The following is a 19,259-nucleotide window of genomic DNA, read 5'->3' on the forward strand; positions in this document are numbered from 1 at the left end:
GGATGTCACAAAGCCCCGAAAGCATCGAAGAGCTGCGTGCGCGGCTGGCCGGACTCGAAGGCCCCGCGAGGGTGGAGCCGCTCGGCAACCTGGCGCAGAAGCTGTTCCAGCGGGTGGCGAGCACGCCACTGGATTCGCCCTCGGCGCGGGCCGACCTCGACGAGGCGATCCGGTGCGCCGAAGAGGTCTACCGCCACCATCGCGCCGGGGACCCGCAGCGACCACAGGTCGCCGCCTTCCTCGGTTACCTGCTCGGCTTCCGCGACCTCCAGATCCAGGGTGCCTCCACCCGGTCACAGGCCATCTCGCTGCTCGAAGAAGCCATCGCGGACGGGAAGTTCCCGGTCTCTTCCCTGGCGGCCCTCCGCGTGCTGCTCGCGATGCTGCTGATCACCGACTCCCAGAACCGGCTGACGAGCATGGTCTCGCTGTCCGCGATCGACATGATGGCCGGGCGGCGTTCGCCCGCCGCCACGCCGGACATCGATCGCGCCGAAGAGCTCTTGCGGACCGTGCGGGCGACCCCCGGGGTGTCCACCGACGTGTCGGACATGGCCGACCTGATGTCGCAGATGTGCGAGCTGATGAAGATGATGCTCGGTCTGGGCACGAAACCCATGGACCTGTCGGCGCTGGGGAGCATGTTCGGTCGCTTCACCGACCTGCAGAACCGGTTCCAGGCCGGCGGCACCGGGATCTTCGGGATCATGCGGATGGCGCTGGAGCCGGGGGCCGGTGTCCTCGACGTCCCGCGTGAAGAGTTTCCGGTGCTCATCATGGAGGACAGCGAACAAGAGGCCGACGCACCCGGTGAGCCGCTCCCGGCCGCCCCGGAACCCCGGCCCGAGCGACCCGGCCTGCTCCGCTCCCTGCTGGAGCTGCTGGCCCTCGACCAGGACGGCCGAAGCGCGTGGGCGGCGACGGCCCGGCTCCTGGAGCCCGGTTCGGAAGTGCCCGGCGTGGAAACCGTCGACGAGGCCGTCGCCTTGGCCAGTGAAGTGGTGGAAAGCGACGAAGTCACCCTCTCCGAAGAAGAGACCGCGCTCGCCCAGTTCGTCTACGCCGCAACCTTGTGCTTGCGGCAACGCACGGACCCCGACGGCGACAGCACCGACTGCGTGCTCGGCGCCGAGGCGCTGCTGTCCGCCGTGCGCGCGCTCCCGGCCGGCCACCCCGAAGTGCCCGTTGTCCTGCGCTCGCTGGGTGCGTTCCTCACCGCCGAACGGCCGCTGGCCGCGCTGGACGCCGTCGCCGCCGGGTTCACCGGGCGCTTCGATGCCGTGCTGGCCGGCGAAAACCTCGCCGCGGACCTCAAAGCGGAGCTGCACGCCCTGCGCTGCGCGTGCCGGGCGGCCTTCGCCGGAGCCGAACTGCGCAGGGCGGTCGAGGACCTGCCGGGCAGCTATCCCTGGCCGGTGTCCCTCAAAGCGGCGGCCTCGCCGCCCGCCTGAGCGCATCCGATGAACGGGTTCTTCGGCCGGGCCGCCGAACTCCGTCAGCTCGGGGAGCTGCTGGCCGCCGCGGCGCAGGGCCGTCCCTCGGCCGTGGTACTCGACGGCGAGGCCGGCTCCGGCAAGACGCGGCTGCTGCAGGAGTTCGCCCGCACCGCCCGGAAGTCCGGCGCGTTCGTGCTGTCGGGCGGTTGCCTGGAGCTGGCCGGCGACGGCATCCCGTACGGGCCGCTGACCGAGGCGCTGCGCCACCTGGTCCGGACCCGGGGCGAAGCTCGCGCGCGGGAGCTGGCCGGCCCGGCCTGGTCGGAGCTGGCCGGCTTGATCTCCGACTTCACCACCGGCCCGGGGCCCGCGCCCGGGTACGGCGCCCAGGCCAGGGTGTTCGGCGCGGTCGCCCGGCTGCTCGACCACCTCGGTGACCGGCAGCCCCTGGTGCTGGTGTTCGAGGACGTGCACTGGGCCGACACCGCCACGCTCGACCTCATCGCCTACCTGGTGCACACCCAGACCGACGAACGGCTGATGCTCGTGTGCAGCTACCGGTCCGGGCTCCGGACCGGACATCCGCTGCGGGTCCGGCTGACCGAGCCGGAGTTCGTCCGGCGGACGCGCCGGCTGACGGTGCCGCCGTTCAGCCGTCAGGAACTGCGGTCTTTCGTCGCCGCGCTGACCGGGGAGGACGTCAGCCCCGAGCGGGCCGACGAATACTTCGCGCTGTCGGAAGGCAATCCGTACTTCACCGAGCAGCTCGTCGCCGAGTCGGGCGCCGGGAGCACCCGGATCCCGCCCTCCCTGGACGACCTCATGCGCGAGCGCCTCGCCCGCCTCGGTCCCGGGGCGAGCGAGCTCACCAAGGTGGCGGCGGTGGCCGGTCGCCGGGTCGGCGACGCGCTGCTGGCCCGGGTGGCCGAGTTCGAAGACCGGACGCTCGACGCGGCGCTGACCGAGTGCCTCGGGCAGCGCGTCCTGATCGAGGACCGGGATGACGGGTCCTACCGGTTCCAGCACGCCCTGCTGCGCGAGGCCGCCTATGCGATGGTCCTCACCAGGGAGCGCAAGCGGCTGCACGCCCAGTTCGCCGAGGCGCTGGCCGCCGAGGCGCCGGCGAACCCGCGTCTGCTGCCCGAGCTCGCCTACCACTGGTTCGCCGCCGACGATGCCCCGCGCGCCCTGCACGCCTCGGTCGGCGCCGGCGACCTGGCCATGCGCCTGCGCGCGTTCACCGAAGCCGAGACCCAGTACGCTCGCGCGCTCGAACTGTGGCCGCGGCTGCCCGATGCGGAACGGGTGGCGGCCACCACGCGGGTCCGGGTGCTCGAAGTCGCCGCGAACGCCGCGCGGTGGGCCGGTCATCTGCAGCAGAGCGTGACCTGGGCCCGCGAGGCGGTGGCGGCGGCGGGCGGGACGGGTCCCGTCCGGCTCGGCGGCCTGCACGAGCGCCTGGGCAGCTACCTGTGGGAGGCGGGCTACGACGAGGAGTCGCTGGCCGAACTGCACTCCGCCGACCGCCTGCTGGCCGAGGTCCGGCCCAGCGCGGCGGGCTCCCGGGTCCGCTCGGCGCTCGCCACGGCGGCGGTGAAGTCCGGCCGGTACTCGGAAGCGCTCGAACTCGCCCGGCAGGCGGAAGCGGAAGCCGAGGCGGCGTCGGCGGTCCCGGAGACCGGCCGCGCGCGGAACAGCCGGGGACTGGCGCTGTCCGGTCTGGGCCGGCACCCCGAGGCCGTCGCGGCCGTGGAGGCCGCCCTGAAGATCGCCGAAGCGGAAGCACAGCTGGAGGATCAGCTGCGGGCGTGCGGCAACCTCGGCGTCTGCCTGGAGCGCGCGGGCCGGCTCACTGAAGCTGCCCGGCAGTTCCAGGCGGGCTTGGCCAAAACGAGGGAGTTCGGGCTGCTCGACTCCCGGCAGGCGGCGCTGCTGGCGAACAACGCCTGCGCCACCCTGTTCCAGATCGGCGAGTGGGACCAGGCCACGCTGCTGGCCGAGGAGGTGCTGCGCTACCACCCGGCGCGGGAGACCACCTTCCAGCGGCTCACCAAGGCCGAGGTCGACTTGGCCACCGGCCGGTTCGACGAGGCCGAGCGGTTGCTGCGGAGCATCCGGAACCTGCCCAGCACCCAGCCGCGGTTCCTGAGCCCCGTCTACCGGTGCTTCGCCGAGCTCGCCGCGGCCCGCGGCGACCTGGAGAACGCGCTGGGGACCGTGCGGCACGGCATCGAAGTGGTCGCCGCCGGTGAAGACGTGCTGCTGGTCCTGCAGCTGTGTGCCTACGGGCTGCGGCTGGCCGCCGACTGGCCACCGCCTGGCCCGCCGCCCGGGCTCCGGGCTTTCGCCGACGACATGGCCGCCAGGGCGATCGCCGACGACGATCCCGAAACCCGCGTGTTCGCGGCGCTCTGCGCGGCGGAACGGGCCCGGGCCACCGGTGAGGACACCTTCTCGATGTGGAGCCGGCTCGCGGGCTCGTGGTCGGCGTCGAACCGGCCGTACCCCGAAGCCTATGCACTGGCCCGCGCCGCGGATGCGGCCGCTCGGGCCCAGGACCGGCCGGCCGCGGCCGAGGCGGCGTCCCGTGCCGCGCACATCGCGGACCGGCTCGGGGCCAAGCCGCTGGCCGGGGCGATCCAGCGGATCAGACGGACGCACCGGCTTTCGAGCACGCGGCCGAAGAGGCCTTTCGGGATATCGGATCGTGAGCTGGAAGTCCTGACCCACGTCTCCCGAGGCCTGACCAACAGCCAGATCGCCACCCGCCTGCACGTGGCGAAGTCCACTGTGGCCAACCAGCGTGCGTCGGCGATGCGCAAGCTCAACGCCAAGAACGGTCCCGACGCGGTGCGGATCGCCCGCGAAAGGGGGCTCTTGGCGGACTGACGGTGCGCGGCAACCGGCTCGGGAACGGCCCGGCCCGGTTCGGCGCACCCGGACCCAGGAGGAAAGATGGTACGCAGGGCACTGCTGATCGGCTCGGCAACCGAGGGCTTGCGCGGCCCCGGCCACGACACCGCCGCCATGGCTGCGGTATTGGCGCGCCGAGGTTTCCAGCTCGTGGTGTGCGACGGGGAAAACGCCAGCCGGGCCGGCATCCTCGACGCCTACGAACGGCTGATCGGCCAGTCACGCCCGGACGACGCAGCCGTCGTCTACTACAGCGGGCACGGGACTTACGCCAAGGACCCGTCGCTCGCCGACGGCATGCCCGGACCGGGAGTGGTCCAGTTCATCGTCCCGACCGACTACGAGGAGTCGACAGAGGACGATTTCCGCGGGATCGCCAACGTGGAACTCTCCTTTCTGCTCAGCAAGCTCACCGAGCGCACGCGCAACTGCGCGGTCATCCTCGACTGCTGCCACTCGGGAACCATGTCCCGTGATCTCGAGACCGGCGCAGTGGCCCGGGTCTGGCCCCGCGCCGTGCCGGGCTACCTGGCCCGGGCCCACCTGGATGCCCTGCACCGCAACGGCCTCGACCTCTCGCGGCTGAACGCGGCGGGCAACCCGGACGCGGTCCGGATCGTGGCCTGCGCGCCGGACCAGAAGGCCTACGAGGCGCACAACGCCGACGACGTGATCATGGGGTACTTCACCGACGCGCTCACGCGGGTGCTCGGCGCGCTCGACCCGGAGTCCGGACGGTTCTCCTGGGCGACCGTGATCGACCGGGTCCGCCAGCTGGTCCTGGAACGGTGCGGCGTGCAACGGCCGGAGGTCGAGGGGCCGGGCGAGCGGGAGTTGTTCGGCACCGGGCAGGTGGAGCAGGTCGCGTACCTGCCCGCGTCCCGGCAGCGCCGATGGGTCCGGATCGCCGGCGCCCGGCTGCTCGGCTACGGCAAGGGGGACGAGTTCGCGATCCACCACGAAGACGACCTGCTCGGTGCCGTCGTGGTCGAGTGGACCGACGGGCACTCGGCCTTCGGCGAGCTGCGAGGACCGGAACCCGGCCTCGAGCTCCCGGTCGGGGCCCGCGCGCAGGTCGTCTCGACCGCCATGCCCGCCCTCCCCGTCTTCCTCGGAACCGGCTCGGGTTCTCTGGCGAAGCACGTCGAAGAGGACCCGGCCTTGCGGGCGGCGGCTGCGGAGGAGACCGGATCGGTGCGGGTGCTGGCGGGTCCTGGCGGCTCGGTCCTCCACGACGCCATCGGCCCGCTGAGTCACCCGAAGCCCGCCGAGCACCTGCTGGGGGACCTCAAGCGGATAGCGCGGGCGCGCGCGGTGCTGCGCTTGTCCGAAGACCCGGGGATGGCCCTGCCCGCTCAAGTGCGTCTCGAGCTGGCACGGGTCGTCGACGGGGTTCCGCAGCCGCTGCCCACCAGTGGCGCCGTGCTCCACCCGGGCCAGGCCGTCTGTGTGGTGGTGCACAACGACGGCGAACAGTACCTGTACGTGTCGCTGCTCGACGTCGGGATCTCCTCGCAGGTCACCTTGCTGAACCCGGCGCACCCCAGCGGCGTCGCGATCGCTCCGGGCACGAAGTACGTCTTCGGAGGGGACGACGTCACCGGTGCGCTGCCCGGCCTGGAACTGGGCTGGCCGTCGTCGGTGCCGCCCGAGCACCCCCGCCGGGAAAGCATCGTCGTGCTGATCGGCGAAGACCGTGCCGACGCGGTTCTCCTGCAGCAGGGCGGGGTCCGCACCGGCTCGACGCCGAACCGGCTGGAACAGCAGCTCCGGCGATGGGGTGCCCACGACAGCAGGGAGCTCATCACGCCGGCGCTGACGCGTCCGGTGCGTTTCGCGGTCCGGACGATCGACTTCGCCGTCGTCCCCGCTCCGGCGCCCGGCGCGGAACGGGCCGTGTTCGAAGTCGACGATCGTCCGGCTCCCGTGGCGCCGTCGAGCGAAGCCGGAGCGCCGTCCACGGTGGTCGTGCGCTTGCCCGCCCTGGTCGTGCACCACAACCGCACGTTCCGCAGCCGGGACTTCCGGCTCGACACCCTGGTCGTGACGACCGCCGCCGACGGGAACACCAGCCACCACGTCCACACCGCGCGGTTCAGCGGCGCGGTCGACGGCACCCGGCTCGCCGTCGAGGGCAACCCGCTGTTCCGCGGGGAAGTTCGCGAACGGCTCGACGTTGCCATGTGGGTGTCGCCGGTCCCGGAGGTCGACGCGGACTTCTCGGCGGTGAGCGGGAAGTCGGCCGCGGAGATCATCGACTCCGTCGAGGCCGTGCTTTCGGCGTCGTCGAGCCGGGTCGCCGGCCTGTACCGGGCGGGGTTCCTGGCCGGCGAGCGGTTCGGCACCGCCCGGCCGGCGGCCGAGACCAGGGTCCGGACGGCGGACTTCACCTTCGACCTCACCATCGAGCGGGAACCCGGCCGCGATCCGTCATTCCTTGGGTGACACCCGACGAAAGGACATGTTCATGGACACCAAGCGGATCCGGCTCGGCAACCAGGTGTGGAAGGTGGGCGCGGCCGAGGTGGCCTCGGTCGCGGCCACCGTCGAAGCGGCCATGGCCGAGGGCAAGGTCGTCAAGCTCACCCTCCTCACCGGCGACGACACCCCGGCCACGGTCCTCTTCAACGGACGGGTCGCCGACGTGGCCGTCATCGACGACGGAGCGGTTCCGAGGCCGACCGAGATCTCCGGTTCCCGGCCCTGACGCGGCGACGTCCCCGTGCCCGAAGACAGCGGCCGGCGCCCGTACCTGCGTTCAAAGGTGCGAGAAGAGCTCGTCAAGATCTTGGGCGAAGTGGCGCGGCAGCCCGAGTTCGCGACCGAGATCGCCGACGAACGCCTCGACGTGCGCCGGCTGATCCGGGAAGTCTCCACCGATCCGAGATTGATGGACCGTTCGGTGCTGGAGTACGAACCGGTGCTCGAGGCGGAGAAGGCCGTGTCCTCGCTGGCTCGGCGGCGACCTCCGCTTCGGGTCCGGGGATGGCGACCGGACCGGCGCAACATCGGCGCGGTGGTCGTCGGGCTCGCCGTTCCGCCGGCGTCGGTCTGGACGATGAGCAAGTTCTCCTTCTACACCGGGACGATCGCGTCGCTGGTACCGCTGGCCCTGGTCGGGGCGTCGTTCGCCGCGCTCGGCTTCCTGGTGCGCAACGGCCTTCCCGAGTGTGTCTGGGAGCGGCTGACCTGGGAAGCCGGCCGGCTGCGCGCCTGGGCCGCCCGGAAAGGCGAGCAGCTCGATTGGCGCCAGGCGGTTCGCGACGACGTGGTGGCGCCCTATGTCCGGGAATGGATCAACGGCGCGAAGGAGCCCACCTTCGACACCGTTCTGACGTTGCGGGACGGCTCCGCTCTTCTCTCCCGAACCCGGGACAGCCCGCTGGTGCAGACCAGGTCGATCGAGGCGTTCCGGCGGGAGCTGTCCCGCCCCGATCCGGGCGCCGTCGGCATCGCCGGGCCTCGAGGAGCCGGCAAAACGACCTTGCTCGAGCGCACCCTCGACAATGCCTTCACCGCCGCCGACGAACCACCGTTCCTCACCGTCGTGGCGAGCGCGCCGGCTCGGTACGACGCCCGGGAGTTCATCCTCCACCTGTACGCCATCACCTGCCGGGCCGTCCTTCGCACCGCCGGTCCCGACGAAAGAGTCCCGGCCGAAAGCGAAGACGAGTTCGTTTGGCGACGGCTCCAGCGAAGGGCGAGGATCGTGGCCCGGCTGCAGCGGGTCTGCCGAGTCGCGGCGGTCAGCGCGCTCGTGGGCACCATCGCCGGTGTGATCACGCTCTTCGCGCTCGATCTCGCCGACGCGAGCCGAAGCGCCGGCGTCGCCAGAGTCAACGCGATGCTCGACGGCCTGATCACCGAGCCGCTCCGCTACCTTTCTCCGTGGCGCTGGGATCTGGCACTGCAGATCCTGGCGACGCTGATGTTCGGTTACGCTTTCGGCCGCCCGGTGTTGCTGATCATCCGCTACCTCGTCGACGGCTGCGCGGTGCTGCTCCGCGGCGAATGGCGTCGCCGCATTCGCCGGTACTACAGCCTCGACCACAAAGCTTTGTGCACCCTGGCCCGCCACGACCTGCGTCAGGTGCGATTCCTCCAGACCCGCACCGAGGGGTGGTCGGGCAAGTTGAGCACCGGCGGCGTGTTCGAGATGGGCCTGACCCGGACCATCGCGCGCGCCGAACGCCCGCTGACCCACCCCGAAATCGTCGACGACTACCGAAGGCTGCTCGAGCGGGTCGTCTCCGTCCTGGCTCCGGACGACATCAGCGGGGTGATCGTCGCCATCGACGAACTGGACAAGCTCGCCGACCCGGCGGAGGCGAGAGAATTCATCGACGAGATCAAGGGCGTGTTCGGGGTCAGCCGGTGCTTGTTCCTCGTGTCCGTCTCCGAAGACGCGCTGACTTCGTTCCAGCGTCGCGGCATCCCGATCCGGGACGCGTTCGACAGTGCCTTCACCAACGTCATCCGCATCGATCCCTTCACGCTCGACGACGCCAGGGCCTGGTTGGCCAAACGGGCATTCGGCATTCCCGAGCCTTTCATCCACTTGTGCTACTGCCTGTCGGGCGGATTGCCACGGGAATTGCGGCGTGTCGCCGTCGCGATGTACGACCTGCACCGCGACCGCAAGGCCGGGAGTGACCTCGCCACCATTGCCTCGTCTCTGGTGGCAACCGATCTCACCGCCAAGTGCAGAGCCTTCACCAGCGCGGCGGTCCAACTCGACGACGAAGCCGACCCGAGCGCTTTCCTCGCCGTCGTCACGACCCCGGTCTGCGATCAGGCCTCATGGATGATCGGCCAATGCACGGCGGCACTTCCGGACGGCCCCGGCCACTCCCCGAACGGCCTTCACCGCCTCCGCTGGGAAGCGGCGAGCTACCTGTACTTCAGCGCGACCATCGTCGAGTTCTTCACCAACGAGCTACGCCCGGAGACCATGCGCGCGGCCACGCCGAACGGGAGCACCACGGCTTTGGCGTCGGCGCGCCAGCAGATGTCCGTCGACCCCCGGGTGAGCTGGCAGTTGATCACCGGCTTCCGGCGACAATGGGGACTCGGCACCGTAGCGGCACCATCACCGGAATCTCATCAGGAACGCCCCGCAAGTGCGTAGGCCGGGACAGGTGACCGCCACACACTCGTGTTCGCCCAAGACGTCACGCGCCCGCGGGTGGTCCTTCCGCCGCGACCAGCTCGACCTCGAACCCGGCCTCGTTCTCCAGGTAAGCCGCGTAATGGGCCTCGCCGCCCGCGTGCGGGTACCGGTCCGCGAACAGCGGCCGCCAGCCGTGGGCGGCCGCACGGGCCGTCAGGTCGTCGACCTCGGCTCGGGTCGCCACGTGCAGCGCCAGGTGGTTCAAGCCCGGCCGGGTGCGCTCGTGGTCCGCCGCACTCAAGGCCGGGGATGCCTCCACCACCAGGTACGTCGCGCCCAGCCGCCAGCTGACCCCCGCCGGCCAGCGCTGGAACTCCCGCCAGCCGAGCTCGCCGAGCAGCCAGCCCCAGCTGCGCTCGGCCTCGGCGAGGTCCGGCACCCACAGCTCGATGTGGTGCGGCCGCCCGTGCACTGGGGGCAGGGCCACCAGCACGCGGTGCGGATCGCCGTGGTGCACGCCGCTGCCCACTTCGAGGAAACCCAAGCGCCCGGCCACTTTGCGGCTCGCCGCGTTCCGCTCGGGGACCAGCGCCCACACCGCCGGGAGCCCGAGCGTGCCGAGCCCGTGGTCGAGCAGTGCGCGGGCGGCCTCGGTGGCCAGGCCCTGCCCGGCGTGCGCGCTCGCGATGGAGCAGCCCAGCTCGGGCACCTCGCCCGGCAGCTCGCGCGACGGACGCAGGTGCGCGACGCCGATCACCTCGCCGTCGCGCTCGATCACCCAGTGGCCCTGACCGGCCGGGCCGGAGAAGTAGCGGCTCATCTCCGGGCCGGCGAACACCTTCACCACGGCTTCGCGATCGGCCTCGGTGAGCGGCCGCAGCGTCAGGCGCGGTGTCTCCAGCAGGGTCATCCCGGGTGCGCGGCCAGCCAGCGCAGGGCGAGGGGGTAGCCGTCCACGCCGAGGCCCGCGATCACGGCGGTCGCGATGTCCGACAGCACGCTGTGGTGCCGGAACGCCTCCCGCTTGTGCACGTTCGAAATGTGCAGCTCGATCAGCGGCGCCGTCAGCTGCGCCGCGGCGTCGCGCACCGCGATCGAGTAGTGCGTCCACGCGCCGGCGTTGAGGACGACCGGGTGACCGCCGTCGGCGGCCTCGTGCAGCCAGCCGACCAGCTCGCCTTCGAAGTCGGTCTGCCGGACCTCGACCTCGATCCCCAGCTCGTCGCCGGTCTTGACGCACAGCGCCGCGAGGTCGTCGTGCGTGGCCGAGCCGTAGACCGACGGTTCGCGCTTGCCGAGCCGGCCGAGGTTGGGGCCGTTGAAGACGAACGCCTTCACAGCAGCACGCTCCCGCCGCTGCGCGTCGTCTCCGTCGCGATCGCCGAGTACGCGGCCGCCAGCAGCGCCGGGTCCGGGCCCTCCAGCCGGCCCGGTTTGGCGAGAGCGTCGAGGACGACGAACCGCAGCGCTCCCGAGCGGGTCTTCTTGTCGCCCTTCATGGTTTCCAGCAGCTGCGGCAGCGCGTCGGCGTCGTAGGTCGTCGGCAGGCCGAGCAGCTTCAGCACGGCCGCGTGGCGCTCGGCCGTGGCGTCGTCGAGCCGCCCGGCCAGCCGCGCCAGCTCGGCGGCGAACACCAGGCCGACGCTGACCGCCGCGCCGTGGCGCCACCGGTACCGCTCGCGGCGCTCGATGGCGTGGCCGAGGGTGTGGCCGTAGTTGAGGATCTCCCGCAGGTCGGATTCGCGCAGGTCGGCGGCGACAACGTCGGCCTTGACCCGGATCGACCGCCGGACCAGCTCGGCCAGGACGTCGCCGGCCGGGTCGAGCGCACCGGCCGGGTCGGCCTCGATCAGCTCGAGGATCCGCGGGTCGGCGATGAAGCCGGCCTTGACGACCTCGGCCATCCCGGCGACGAGCTCGTTCTTCGGGAGCGTCTCCAGCGTGGCGAGGTCGACGAAGACCGCGCTCGGCTCGTGGAACACCCCGACGAGGTTCTTGCCGGCGTCGGTGTTGATGCCGGTCTTGCCGCCGACCGAGGCGTCGACCATGCCGAGCAGCGTGGTCGGCACGTTGACCAGCCGGACCCCGCGCATCCACGTGCCCGCGACGAACCCGGCGAGGTCGGTGACGGCGCCGCCGCCGAGGCCGACCACGGCACCGCGGCGGTCCAGCCCGATCCGGCCGAGCACCTCCCAGCAGAAACCCGCGACGGTCAGCGACTTGCCGTCCTCGGCGTCCGGGATCTCGACGCGGTGGGCGTCGAGGCCCGCAGCGTTCAGCTCGTCGCGGATGGCCTCGGCCGTCGTGGTCAGCGTGGGCGGGTGGATCAGCGCGATCTTCGAAGCGTCGGCCAGGTGCCCGGTGAGGTCGCCGAGCAGGCCGCGCCCGACCACGACGTCGTAGGGCTGGGCGGTGGCGACCGGGATGCGCACCGGATCGGACACGGCTAAATCACTCCTTGGCTTCGGCGGGCGCGGCGAGCTCCGCCACGAGGTGCGCGACGAGCTCGGCGGGCGACCGGTCGTCGGTGACGATCTCGACGGTGGCGACCTCGCGGTAGACGGGCACCCGCTCGTCGAGCAGTTTCTTGAAGGTGGCACGGGGGTTCACCCCGGCCAGCAGCGGTCGGGCGGAGGACAGCCCGGTGCGCTGCACCCCCGCGGCCAGGCCCACGTTGAGGAACACCACGGTGTGCCGGGCCAGCCGGGCCCGGGTGCCCGGGGTGAGCGGCGCACCGCCGCCGAGGGAGAGGACGCCGTCGTGCTCCGCCAAGGCGGTGGCGACGGCCGCTTCTTCCAGCGCGCGGAAAGCGGCCTCCCCGTCTTCGGCGAAGATGTCGGAGATGCTGCGCGCGGTGCGCGCGACGATGTCGTCGTCACTGTCCCGGAACTCGACGCCGAGCGCCGTTGCGAGGAGCGGCCCGACCGTGCTCTTGCCCGAGCCGGGCGGCCCGACGATCACCGCGCGAGGACTCACCACCGCTCCTCGAGGGCCTTGAGGTAGGCCTCGGCGTTGCGCTTGCTCTCGGCGAGCGAGTCGCCGCCGAACTTCTCGAGCGCGGCGTCGGCGAGGACGAGCGCCACCACCGACTCCAGGACGACGCCGGCGCGCGGCACCGCGCAGACGTCGGAGCGCTGGTGGATCGCCACCGCGGGCTCGCCCGTCTTGACGTCTACTGTGGACAGTGCTTTGGGGACGGTCGAGATCGGCTTCATCGCGACGCGCACCCGCAGCGGCTCGCCGTTGGTGATGCCGCCCTCGAGGCCGCCCGCGCGGTTGGACCGGCGGGTGACGCCGACCGGGCCGGAGCCGCGGTCGATCTCGTCGTGCGCCTGGCTGCCCCAGCGGCGTGCGGTGGTGAAGCCGTCGCCGACCTCGACGCCCTTCATCGCCTGGACGCCCATCAGCGCGCCGGCCAGCCGCGCGTCGAGCCGGCGGTCCCAGTGGACGTGGGAGCCGAGGCCCGGCGGGAGGCCGTAGGCGAGGACCTCGATGACGCCGCCGACGGTGTCGCCCGCCTTCCGCACGGCGTCGACCTCGGCGACCATCGCGTCGGTGCCCTCCTGGCCGAACGCGCGCACCGGGCTCTCGTCGATGGCGGGCAGGTCGGCGGCGACGGGCAGCGGGCCTTCGGGCGCCGCCGCGCCGCCGATCGAGACGACGTGGCTGAGGATCTCGACGCCGAGCAGCTGCTTCAGGTAGTTGCGCGCGACGGTGCCCAGCGCGGTCCGCGACGCGGTTTCGCGGGCGCTCGCGCGCTCCAGGACCGGGCGGGCCTCGTCGAAGCCGTACTTCTGCATGCCGGGCAGGTCCGCGTGGCCCGGACGGGGCCGGGTGAGCGGTTCGTTGCGCGCGAGGCCTTCGAGGATCTGCGGGTCGACCGGGTCGGCCGCCATGACCTGTTCCCACTTGGGCCACTCGGCGTTCTCGATCTGCACCGCGACCGGGCCGCCCTGGGTGAGGCCGTGGCGGACGCCGCCGAGGAACTCGATGTGATCGGTCTCGAAGCCCATCCGCGGGCTGCGGCCGAAGCCGAGGCGCCGCCGGGCCAGCTGCTCGGTGACGTCGGCGGTGGTGACGGCGACCCCGGCGGGCATGCCTTCGAGCACGGCGGCCAGCGCGGGTCCGTGCGATTCACCTGCGGTGATCCAGCGCAACATGGGCTCAATCCTGTCACGGGTGCGGTGCGGGGCGGGACATGCCTCCGGTCATCCCGCACCGGGGAAGAGGGGGCATAGGACCGTTCGCCGGGTTTTCGGCCGGGAATCACTCCTGTGGGCGACATCGCGGGTGGTTCGGGTGCGGTCGCGTCGCGTGGGCGGCAGGACGGCCGGCGGACCTGGACGGTCGGTTCGCGCACCCCGAGCGTCGGCCCGCGCACCCCCGGCATCGGCCCGCGCACCCCGAGCATCGGCCCGCCCACCTCAAGCGTCGGCCCGCGCACCCCCAGGGTCGACTCTCGTACCCCAGCCTCGGTTCGCGCCCGGAGGGTCGGTGGCGTGACTGGAGAGGCATCTCACGTGATCAGGCGGGCATCTCACGTGACTGGGCGGGCATCTCACGTGATCAGGCGGGCATCACGCGTGACTGGAGGGGCATCACGGGTGAACGGGTGGTGGGTGGCTCATCCGGAACCCCCTGCGGCCCGGACGAGCCACCACCCTCACAACGTCAGCCTGAGCAGGGCCAGTCCGCTTCCCGCGCGGATTTCCAGCGCCGCCAGGTCCGGCGTCTTGAGCGCCGTGCCGATCACGATGCGGGCCGTGTCGTCCGGGACCGCTTTCCACGTCGCCAGTTCCGTCTCGGCCCCGGACCGCGAGATCGCGATGAGGAGGTACTCGCCGCCGCTGCGGCCGCCCGTGTAGCTGCACGACATGTCGACCTGGGTGCCCCAGTCGAACGCCGCGAGGCGGGCGTCGGCGCGGACCGGGAACTGCCCCAGCGCCGTCATCGCCACCGAAGGCGGCGGCACGGGCGGAGCCGGGGACGGCCAGGCCACCACCACACCCAAGGCAACGCAGGCGGCGACCGCCACCGCCGCCGACCCCGTGGTCACCGCGAACCGGATCCGGCGGCCGCGCCGGACGCGGCGGAGCACCGACGGCAGCAGGTCCGGCGGGGGCGGCCCGGCGTCCGGCAGGGCCACCGGGGCGTCGACCCTGGCCAGCAGCCCGGGCAGCCCGGCCAGCTCGCGGACCGAAGCCGCGCACCGGTCGCACGAGCGCAGGTGCTCCTCGAAGCGCTGCCGGTCCTCGGGGGCGAGCGCCCCGAGCACGTACGCGGCGTCGAACGTCGCGAAGGGATCTTCGCTCACTGGGTCACTCCCCTCTCCTCGAGCACCAGCCGGAGTGCGCGCAGCGCGTAGTGCGTGCGCGACTTGACCGTTCCTTCGGCCACCCCCAGCTTCAGCGCCGCGTCGGCGACGGAGTAACCCTGGAAGTAGCACAGCAGCAGCACTTCGCGGTGCCGTTCCGACAGCTCGGCCAGCGCCTCGGCGACCAGCCAGCCCTGCACCGCGCGGTCGGTGCCGTCGGCGACCACGCGGTCCGGCGGCCGGTCGGTCATCACCTCCGACCGGGCCGACGCCGACCGCCAGCCGTCGATGGCGATCCGCCGGGCGACCGTGAACAGCCACGCCCGCGCCGAGCCCTGCGACTGGTCCAGCACCGCCGGCGACCGCCAGGCCCGCAGCAGCGTCTCCTGGACGACGTCCTCGGCCCGGATCCGGTCGCCGGAGGTCAGGTGCAGCGCGTAGGACCACAGCGCGGCCGCGTGCTCCTCGTGCAGCGCGCGCATGAGGGCGTCTTCGGCGACTTCTCCCACGAACTCAGGCCGTGACCCGGCGCCGGTCCTTCACGAACAGCAGCGCCAGACCGCCCACGATGCAGACCGCCTCGGTGATGACGCCCCAGTACTCGGGCTGGCTGTTGAACTGGTCGTGGTTGCCCATGAACCCGACCGTCGCGGCCAGCACGTACGCGCCGAGCGTCAGCGCCCCGAAGCCGGCCGCGCCCAGCGCCGGCAGCCAGTGCCGCCAGGCCAGGACGGCGATCGCGAGCACCAGCCCGGCGATCGCGTCGAGCAGGAACAGCGTGCCGGTCAGGCCCGGGTAGTCCTGCGTCCACAGGAAGTAGTGCACACCCGCCGAACCCAGCAGCGCGGCCGCCACGACGATGCGTAGAACCCAACTCACCATGATCGTTCCTCCACTCCACACCCGCTCCGGTACGTACACGAAGCGGAGGGCGATCCGGTTCACCGGAAATTGAACCGAACGGGTGCCGCTCTCGTTCTGTAGGACATGACAGCCGAACTGCACTCCCGCCGCACCGCCCTGACCACCGGTGCCGCCGTCGCCGGTGCCGCCGTCGGCGCCGTCGCGCTGACCGCCTGCTCGTCGGAGCCGGACGGCAAGTCGGGCACCGCGCAGGCGCCGATCGCCGCCGGGACGCCGCTGGTCGCGCTCGCCGACGTCCCGGTCGGGGAGGCGAAGGCGGCCAAGGCCCCGGACGGCTCCGACGTGATCGTGGCCCGGACGTCCGAGACGGCCGCGGCCGCGTTCAGCGCGATCTGCACGCACCAGGGCTGCGCCGTCACCCCCAAGGGGGCCGACCTGGTCTGCCCGTGCCACGGTTCGGTGTTCAACGCGCTCACCGGCGAGGTCAAGCAGGGCCCGGCGAACAAGCCGCTGCCGAGCGTGCCGGTCAAGGTCGAGAACGGGAAGGTCGTCACCGGCTGACGAGCCGGGCGACGCGAAGGGCCCTTGGGGACGATTCGTCCACAAGGGCCCTTCGCGTGACAAAACCGGCTCAGGCGTCCCAGCCGAACAGCCGGTCCCCGGCCACGACGTCGCGCTCGGCGTCCAAACCGGACAGCACGTCCGCCGAGGCGTCCAGCGCGACGACCGGGACGATCGCCGAGTAGCCCGCCGCGGTCACCGCCTCCGGGTCCCAGCTGACGATCGGCTGGCCGGCCCGCACCTGCTCGCCCTTGACGACGTGCAGCGTGAAGCCCTCGCCCTTCTCCTTGACCGTGTCGATCCCGAGGTGGACCAGCACGGCCTTGCCGTCCTCGGTCGCCACGACGTAGGCGTGCGGGTGCAGCGTCGCGACCGTGCCGTCGACCGGCGCGACCGCGTCCGCCCGCCCGCCCGAGGGCTGCACCGCGAGGCCCGGACCCACCATGGCCTGCGCGAACACCGGGTCCGGGACCTCGGTGATCGGCACCACGCGCCCGGCGACCGGGCTGAGGATCTCCAGGCTCACAGGAGGTCCTCGATGTCGCTGGCGATCGTGTCCGCCTCCGGCCCGACGATCACCTGCAGGGCCGTCGACCCCATCTTGACCACGCCCATCGCGCCGGCCTTCTTGAGCGCCCCCTCGTCGACGAGGCTCATGTCCTCGACCTCGCAGCGCAGCCGCGTGATGCAGCCCTCGACCTCGGTGAGATTGCCCGCGCCGCCGAGCGCCGCGAGGATCTTTTCGGGCCTGTCATCCGCCATCGCGGTCTCCTTGATCACTGTTTGTTCCCAACCTGACGCGAACCGCGTGTCCACCTGTACTACGCCGTTCGTCGGCATGCACGCCGCCGCGGGCCACGAACGGATAACGGTGGTTGACACCCGTCCGCACGGCGGAGCATCCTGCCCCATCGGATCATTGGTCTAGACCGGAACGTACCAATGTTCCGGGCCGGATGCGAGCACCGGTCCCCCGGTGAAGCGAGAACGAGGAGGGTGACGCCGATGAGCGCGGCCGCGCACGTCCCGCCACCCGACCGGGTCGTCAACGGGCCCACGCCCAAGCACGCCCAGCTGCGGGAAATCCTCCGCCGCACGGTGGAGCGCGAGCTCCCGCCGGGTGCGCCGATCCCGTCGGAACGCGAGCTGGCCCAGCGCTACGGCGTGTCGCGGCTCACGGTCCGGTCGGCGATCGGCAAGCTGGTCGAGGAGGGCCTGCTCGCCCGGGTCCGCGGCAAGGGCACGTTCACCGCGGCCCGGCGGATGGAGCTGCAGCTCTACCTGATGTCGTTCACCGACGACATGCGGAGGCGGGGGCTGACCCCGACGACCGAGGTGGTCTCGGCGGCCACCGAGGTGCCGCCCACCGCCTCGGCACACGCCCTCGGCCTGGCCGAAGGCGCGTCCGCGCACCACCTGGTGCGGTTGCGCCACGCCGACGGCGTGCCCCTGGCCGTCGAGCGCGGCTGGTACCACGCGGGCCGGGCTCCCGGCCTGCTCGGGCTCGACCTGACCCAGTCCATTTACGCGCAGCTGGCCGAGACGTACGGTGTGCGTCCCGACCAGGCGTGGCAGACGGTCTGGGCCGAAGGCGCGGACCGCGAGACGGCCCGGCTGCTCGGCATGCGTGCCGGCAGCCCGCTGCTCGTGTTCCGGCGGGTCTCCAGCGCGAACGGCGACCCCATCGAAGACATCACGTCCTGGTACCGGGGAGATCACTACCAGGTGACCATGCAGTTGGACCGGAACACCCCGGAACCCGGTCAACCACCCCACTATGGAGGATCCAGATGAGCTCCACCACCGCGGAGGGGGCGAAGAAGAGCGGCAGCGGTCTTGCCGGTCTTCAGCGCTTCGGCCGTAGCCTCATGCTTCCCATCGCCGTGCTCCCGGCGGCGGGCATCCTGCTCCGGTTCGGGCAGGACGACATGCTCGGCAAGGACGGCCTCGGCTGGAACAAGGTCGCCTCGGTGCTGGGCGCCGCGGGCGGCACGCTGTTCAACTGGCTGCCGCTGCTGTTCGCGGTCGGCATCGCGGTCGGCTTCGCCCGGAAGGGCGACGGCTCCACCGCCGTCGCGGCGGTCGTCGGCTTCTTCGTCTTCAGCGCCGTCGTCCAGGTGTTCGCCCCGCTGAGCGACCTGCCCGGTTACAAGGCGGGCGCGACCGAGCTGGCGCCGATCAAGTGGCCGTACTCGGTGCTCGCCGGTGTCGTGGTCGGCGTCGTGGCGGCGTTGCTGTGGCAGAAGTACCACCGCATCAAGCTGCCCGCCTACCTGGCGTTCTTCGGCGGCCGCCGGTTCGTGCCGATCATCACCGCGGGTGTCATGGTGATCCTCGGCGTGCTCTTCGGCCTGGTCTTCCACTGGGTCAACAGCGGCATCGAGGCCGCCGGTGACGCGGTCACCGCCGCCCCGGTCGTCGGTGGTGGCATCTACGGCGCGCTGAACCGACTGCTCATCCCGGTCGGTCTGCACCAGCTGCTGAACGTCCCCGTCTGGTTCATCTTCGACGGCGGCGACATCAACAACTTCGTCGCGGGCAAGATGTCGGCGGGCTCGTTCACCACGGGCTTCTTCCCGATCTTCATGTTCGCGCTGCCGGCGGCCGCCCTGGCCATCTGGCAGACGGCCCGTCCGGCGCAGAAGAAGGTCGTCGGCGGTGTGATGATCGCCGGCGCGCTGACCTCGTTCCTCACCGGTGTCACCGAGCCGATCGAGTTCTCGTTCATGTTCGTCGCGTGGCCGCTGTACCTGTTCCACGCGATCATGACCGGTACCTCGCTGGCGATCTGCAACGCGCTGGGCATCCACCAGAGCTTCAACTTCTCGGCCGGCGCGATCGACTACGTGCTCAACTTCGGTGCCCCGGCCGCGCAGAAGCCGTTGCTGCTGCTCCCGATCGGGATCGTCTACGCGGCGATCTACTACTTCGTGTTCCGCTTCGCGATCGTCAAGTTCAACCTGCGCACGCCGGGCCGCGAGGACGACTCGATCGAGTCGGACCTCGAGCGCACCGCCGCCGCGTAACATCAGCACCGACGTAAACCCGTAGGGAGAGGACG

Annotated in this window: 18 protein-coding genes; 8 read left to right on the plus strand and 10 right to left on the minus strand. The window is 71.8% G+C overall.

Annotation, left to right across the window (positions count from 1 at the left end; translation table 11 throughout):
- The first annotated feature begins 2 nt into the window (after window positions 1–2).
- The 5 genes from Q5425_RS06150 (at window position 3) to Q5425_RS06170 (ending at window position 9,477) form a co-directional block, all read left to right on the plus strand.
- The gene (locus tag Q5425_RS06150) at window positions 3–1,451 is read left to right on the plus strand and encodes a hypothetical protein (RefSeq protein ID WP_308671110.1); all 1,449 of its coding nucleotides are present in this window, start codon (window positions 3–5) and stop codon (window positions 1,449–1,451) included.
- Between the two features lie 9 nt (window positions 1,452–1,460).
- Window positions 1,461–4,325 carry an AAA family ATPase gene (locus Q5425_RS06155; RefSeq protein ID WP_308671111.1) on the plus strand — a complete coding sequence of 955 codons (2,865 nt, stop codon included), beginning with the start codon at window positions 1,461–1,463 and terminating at the stop codon, window positions 4,323–4,325.
- A 66-nt stretch (window positions 4,326–4,391) separates the two neighbouring features.
- A complete protein-coding gene (locus Q5425_RS06160; protein WP_308671112.1) occupies window positions 4,392–6,794 on the plus strand; it encodes a caspase family protein in 2,403 nt (800 codons plus the stop codon).
- A gap of 22 nt (window positions 6,795–6,816) precedes the next feature.
- Entirely contained in the window at window positions 6,817–7,056 is a 240-nt protein-coding gene (locus tag Q5425_RS06165) for a hypothetical protein (RefSeq protein WP_308671113.1), read from the plus strand.
- A 15-nt stretch (window positions 7,057–7,071) separates the two neighbouring features.
- Window positions 7,072–9,477, plus strand: a complete 2,406-nt coding sequence (locus tag Q5425_RS06170) for a hypothetical protein (RefSeq protein ID WP_308671114.1) — start codon at window positions 7,072–7,074, stop codon at window positions 9,475–9,477.
- A 43-nt stretch (window positions 9,478–9,520) separates the two neighbouring features.
- Here the strand turns inward: Q5425_RS06170 and Q5425_RS06175 are convergent, their stop codons facing one another.
- The 8 genes from Q5425_RS06175 to Q5425_RS06210 all read right to left on the minus strand — a co-directional run bounded on the left by Q5425_RS06175 (window position 9,521) and on the right by Q5425_RS06210 (window position 15,655).
- Window positions 9,521–10,369, minus strand: coding sequence for a GNAT family N-acetyltransferase (locus tag Q5425_RS06175; protein ID WP_308671115.1), 849 nt, complete (start codon window positions 10,367–10,369; stop codon window positions 9,521–9,523).
- Window positions 10,366–10,797: a type II 3-dehydroquinate dehydratase gene (aroQ, locus tag Q5425_RS06180; RefSeq protein ID WP_308671116.1), complete on the minus strand. Its 432-nt coding sequence runs from the start codon at window positions 10,795–10,797 to the stop codon at window positions 10,366–10,368. Before aroQ ends, Q5425_RS06175 begins: the two co-directional genes overlap by 4 nt.
- The gene (gene aroB / locus Q5425_RS06185; protein ID WP_308671117.1) at window positions 10,794–11,903 is read right to left on the minus strand and encodes a 3-dehydroquinate synthase; all 1,110 of its coding nucleotides are present in this window, start codon (window positions 11,901–11,903) and stop codon (window positions 10,794–10,796) included. Before aroB ends, aroQ begins: the two co-directional genes overlap by 4 nt.
- A gap of 7 nt (window positions 11,904–11,910) precedes the next feature.
- The gene (locus Q5425_RS06190; RefSeq protein ID WP_308671118.1) at window positions 11,911–12,435 is read right to left on the minus strand and encodes a shikimate kinase; all 525 of its coding nucleotides are present in this window, start codon (window positions 12,433–12,435) and stop codon (window positions 11,911–11,913) included.
- Window positions 12,432–13,619 carry a chorismate synthase gene (gene aroC / locus Q5425_RS06195; protein ID WP_308671119.1) on the minus strand — a complete coding sequence of 396 codons (1,188 nt, stop codon included), beginning with the start codon at window positions 13,617–13,619 and terminating at the stop codon, window positions 12,432–12,434. The genes Q5425_RS06190 and aroC overlap by 4 nt, the downstream gene beginning before the upstream one ends.
- Before the next feature lie 503 nt (window positions 13,620–14,122).
- A complete protein-coding gene (locus Q5425_RS06200) occupies window positions 14,123–14,773 on the minus strand; it encodes a zf-HC2 domain-containing protein (protein WP_308671120.1) in 651 nt (216 codons plus the stop codon).
- Window positions 14,770–15,282 carry a sigma-70 family RNA polymerase sigma factor gene (locus Q5425_RS06205; RefSeq protein ID WP_308671121.1) on the minus strand — a complete coding sequence of 171 codons (513 nt, stop codon included), beginning with the start codon at window positions 15,280–15,282 and terminating at the stop codon, window positions 14,770–14,772. The genes Q5425_RS06200 and Q5425_RS06205 overlap by 4 nt, the downstream gene beginning before the upstream one ends.
- A gap of 4 nt (window positions 15,283–15,286) precedes the next feature.
- Window positions 15,287–15,655 (minus strand): hypothetical protein, encoded by a 369-nt coding sequence (locus tag Q5425_RS06210; RefSeq protein WP_308671122.1) that lies wholly within the window; start codon window positions 15,653–15,655, stop codon window positions 15,287–15,289.
- Between the two features lie 105 nt (window positions 15,656–15,760).
- Here Q5425_RS06210 and Q5425_RS06215 point away from each other — a divergent pair, with 105 nt between their 5' ends.
- Window positions 15,761–16,198 (plus strand): Rieske (2Fe-2S) protein, encoded by a 438-nt coding sequence (locus Q5425_RS06215; RefSeq protein WP_308671123.1) that lies wholly within the window; start codon window positions 15,761–15,763, stop codon window positions 16,196–16,198.
- Between the two features lie 70 nt (window positions 16,199–16,268).
- On the opposite strand, the gene Q5425_RS06220 is transcribed toward Q5425_RS06215, so the two are convergent.
- Window positions 16,269–16,724 (minus strand): PTS glucose transporter subunit IIA, encoded by a 456-nt coding sequence (locus Q5425_RS06220; RefSeq protein ID WP_308671124.1) that lies wholly within the window; start codon window positions 16,722–16,724, stop codon window positions 16,269–16,271.
- Window positions 16,721–16,960: a glucose PTS transporter subunit EIIB gene (locus Q5425_RS06225; RefSeq protein WP_167455364.1), complete on the minus strand. Its 240-nt coding sequence runs from the start codon at window positions 16,958–16,960 to the stop codon at window positions 16,721–16,723. Before Q5425_RS06225 ends, Q5425_RS06220 begins: the two co-directional genes overlap by 4 nt.
- 243 nt (window positions 16,961–17,203) lie before the next feature.
- On the opposite strand from Q5425_RS06225, the gene Q5425_RS06230 reads away from it, so the two are divergent.
- Together Q5425_RS06230 and Q5425_RS06235 are read left to right on the plus strand one after the other, a co-directional pair.
- Window positions 17,204–17,992, plus strand: a complete 789-nt coding sequence (locus tag Q5425_RS06230) for a GntR family transcriptional regulator (protein WP_308671125.1) — start codon at window positions 17,204–17,206, stop codon at window positions 17,990–17,992.
- Window positions 17,989–19,224, plus strand: a complete 1,236-nt coding sequence (locus Q5425_RS06235; RefSeq protein ID WP_308671126.1) for a PTS transporter subunit EIIC — start codon at window positions 17,989–17,991, stop codon at window positions 19,222–19,224. Before Q5425_RS06230 ends, Q5425_RS06235 begins: the two co-directional genes overlap by 4 nt.
- Window positions 19,225–19,259: the final 35 nt, after the last annotated feature.

This window comes from Amycolatopsis sp. A133 (assembly GCF_031082405.1).
Lineage (GTDB): Bacteria > Actinomycetota > Actinomycetes > Mycobacteriales > Pseudonocardiaceae > Amycolatopsis.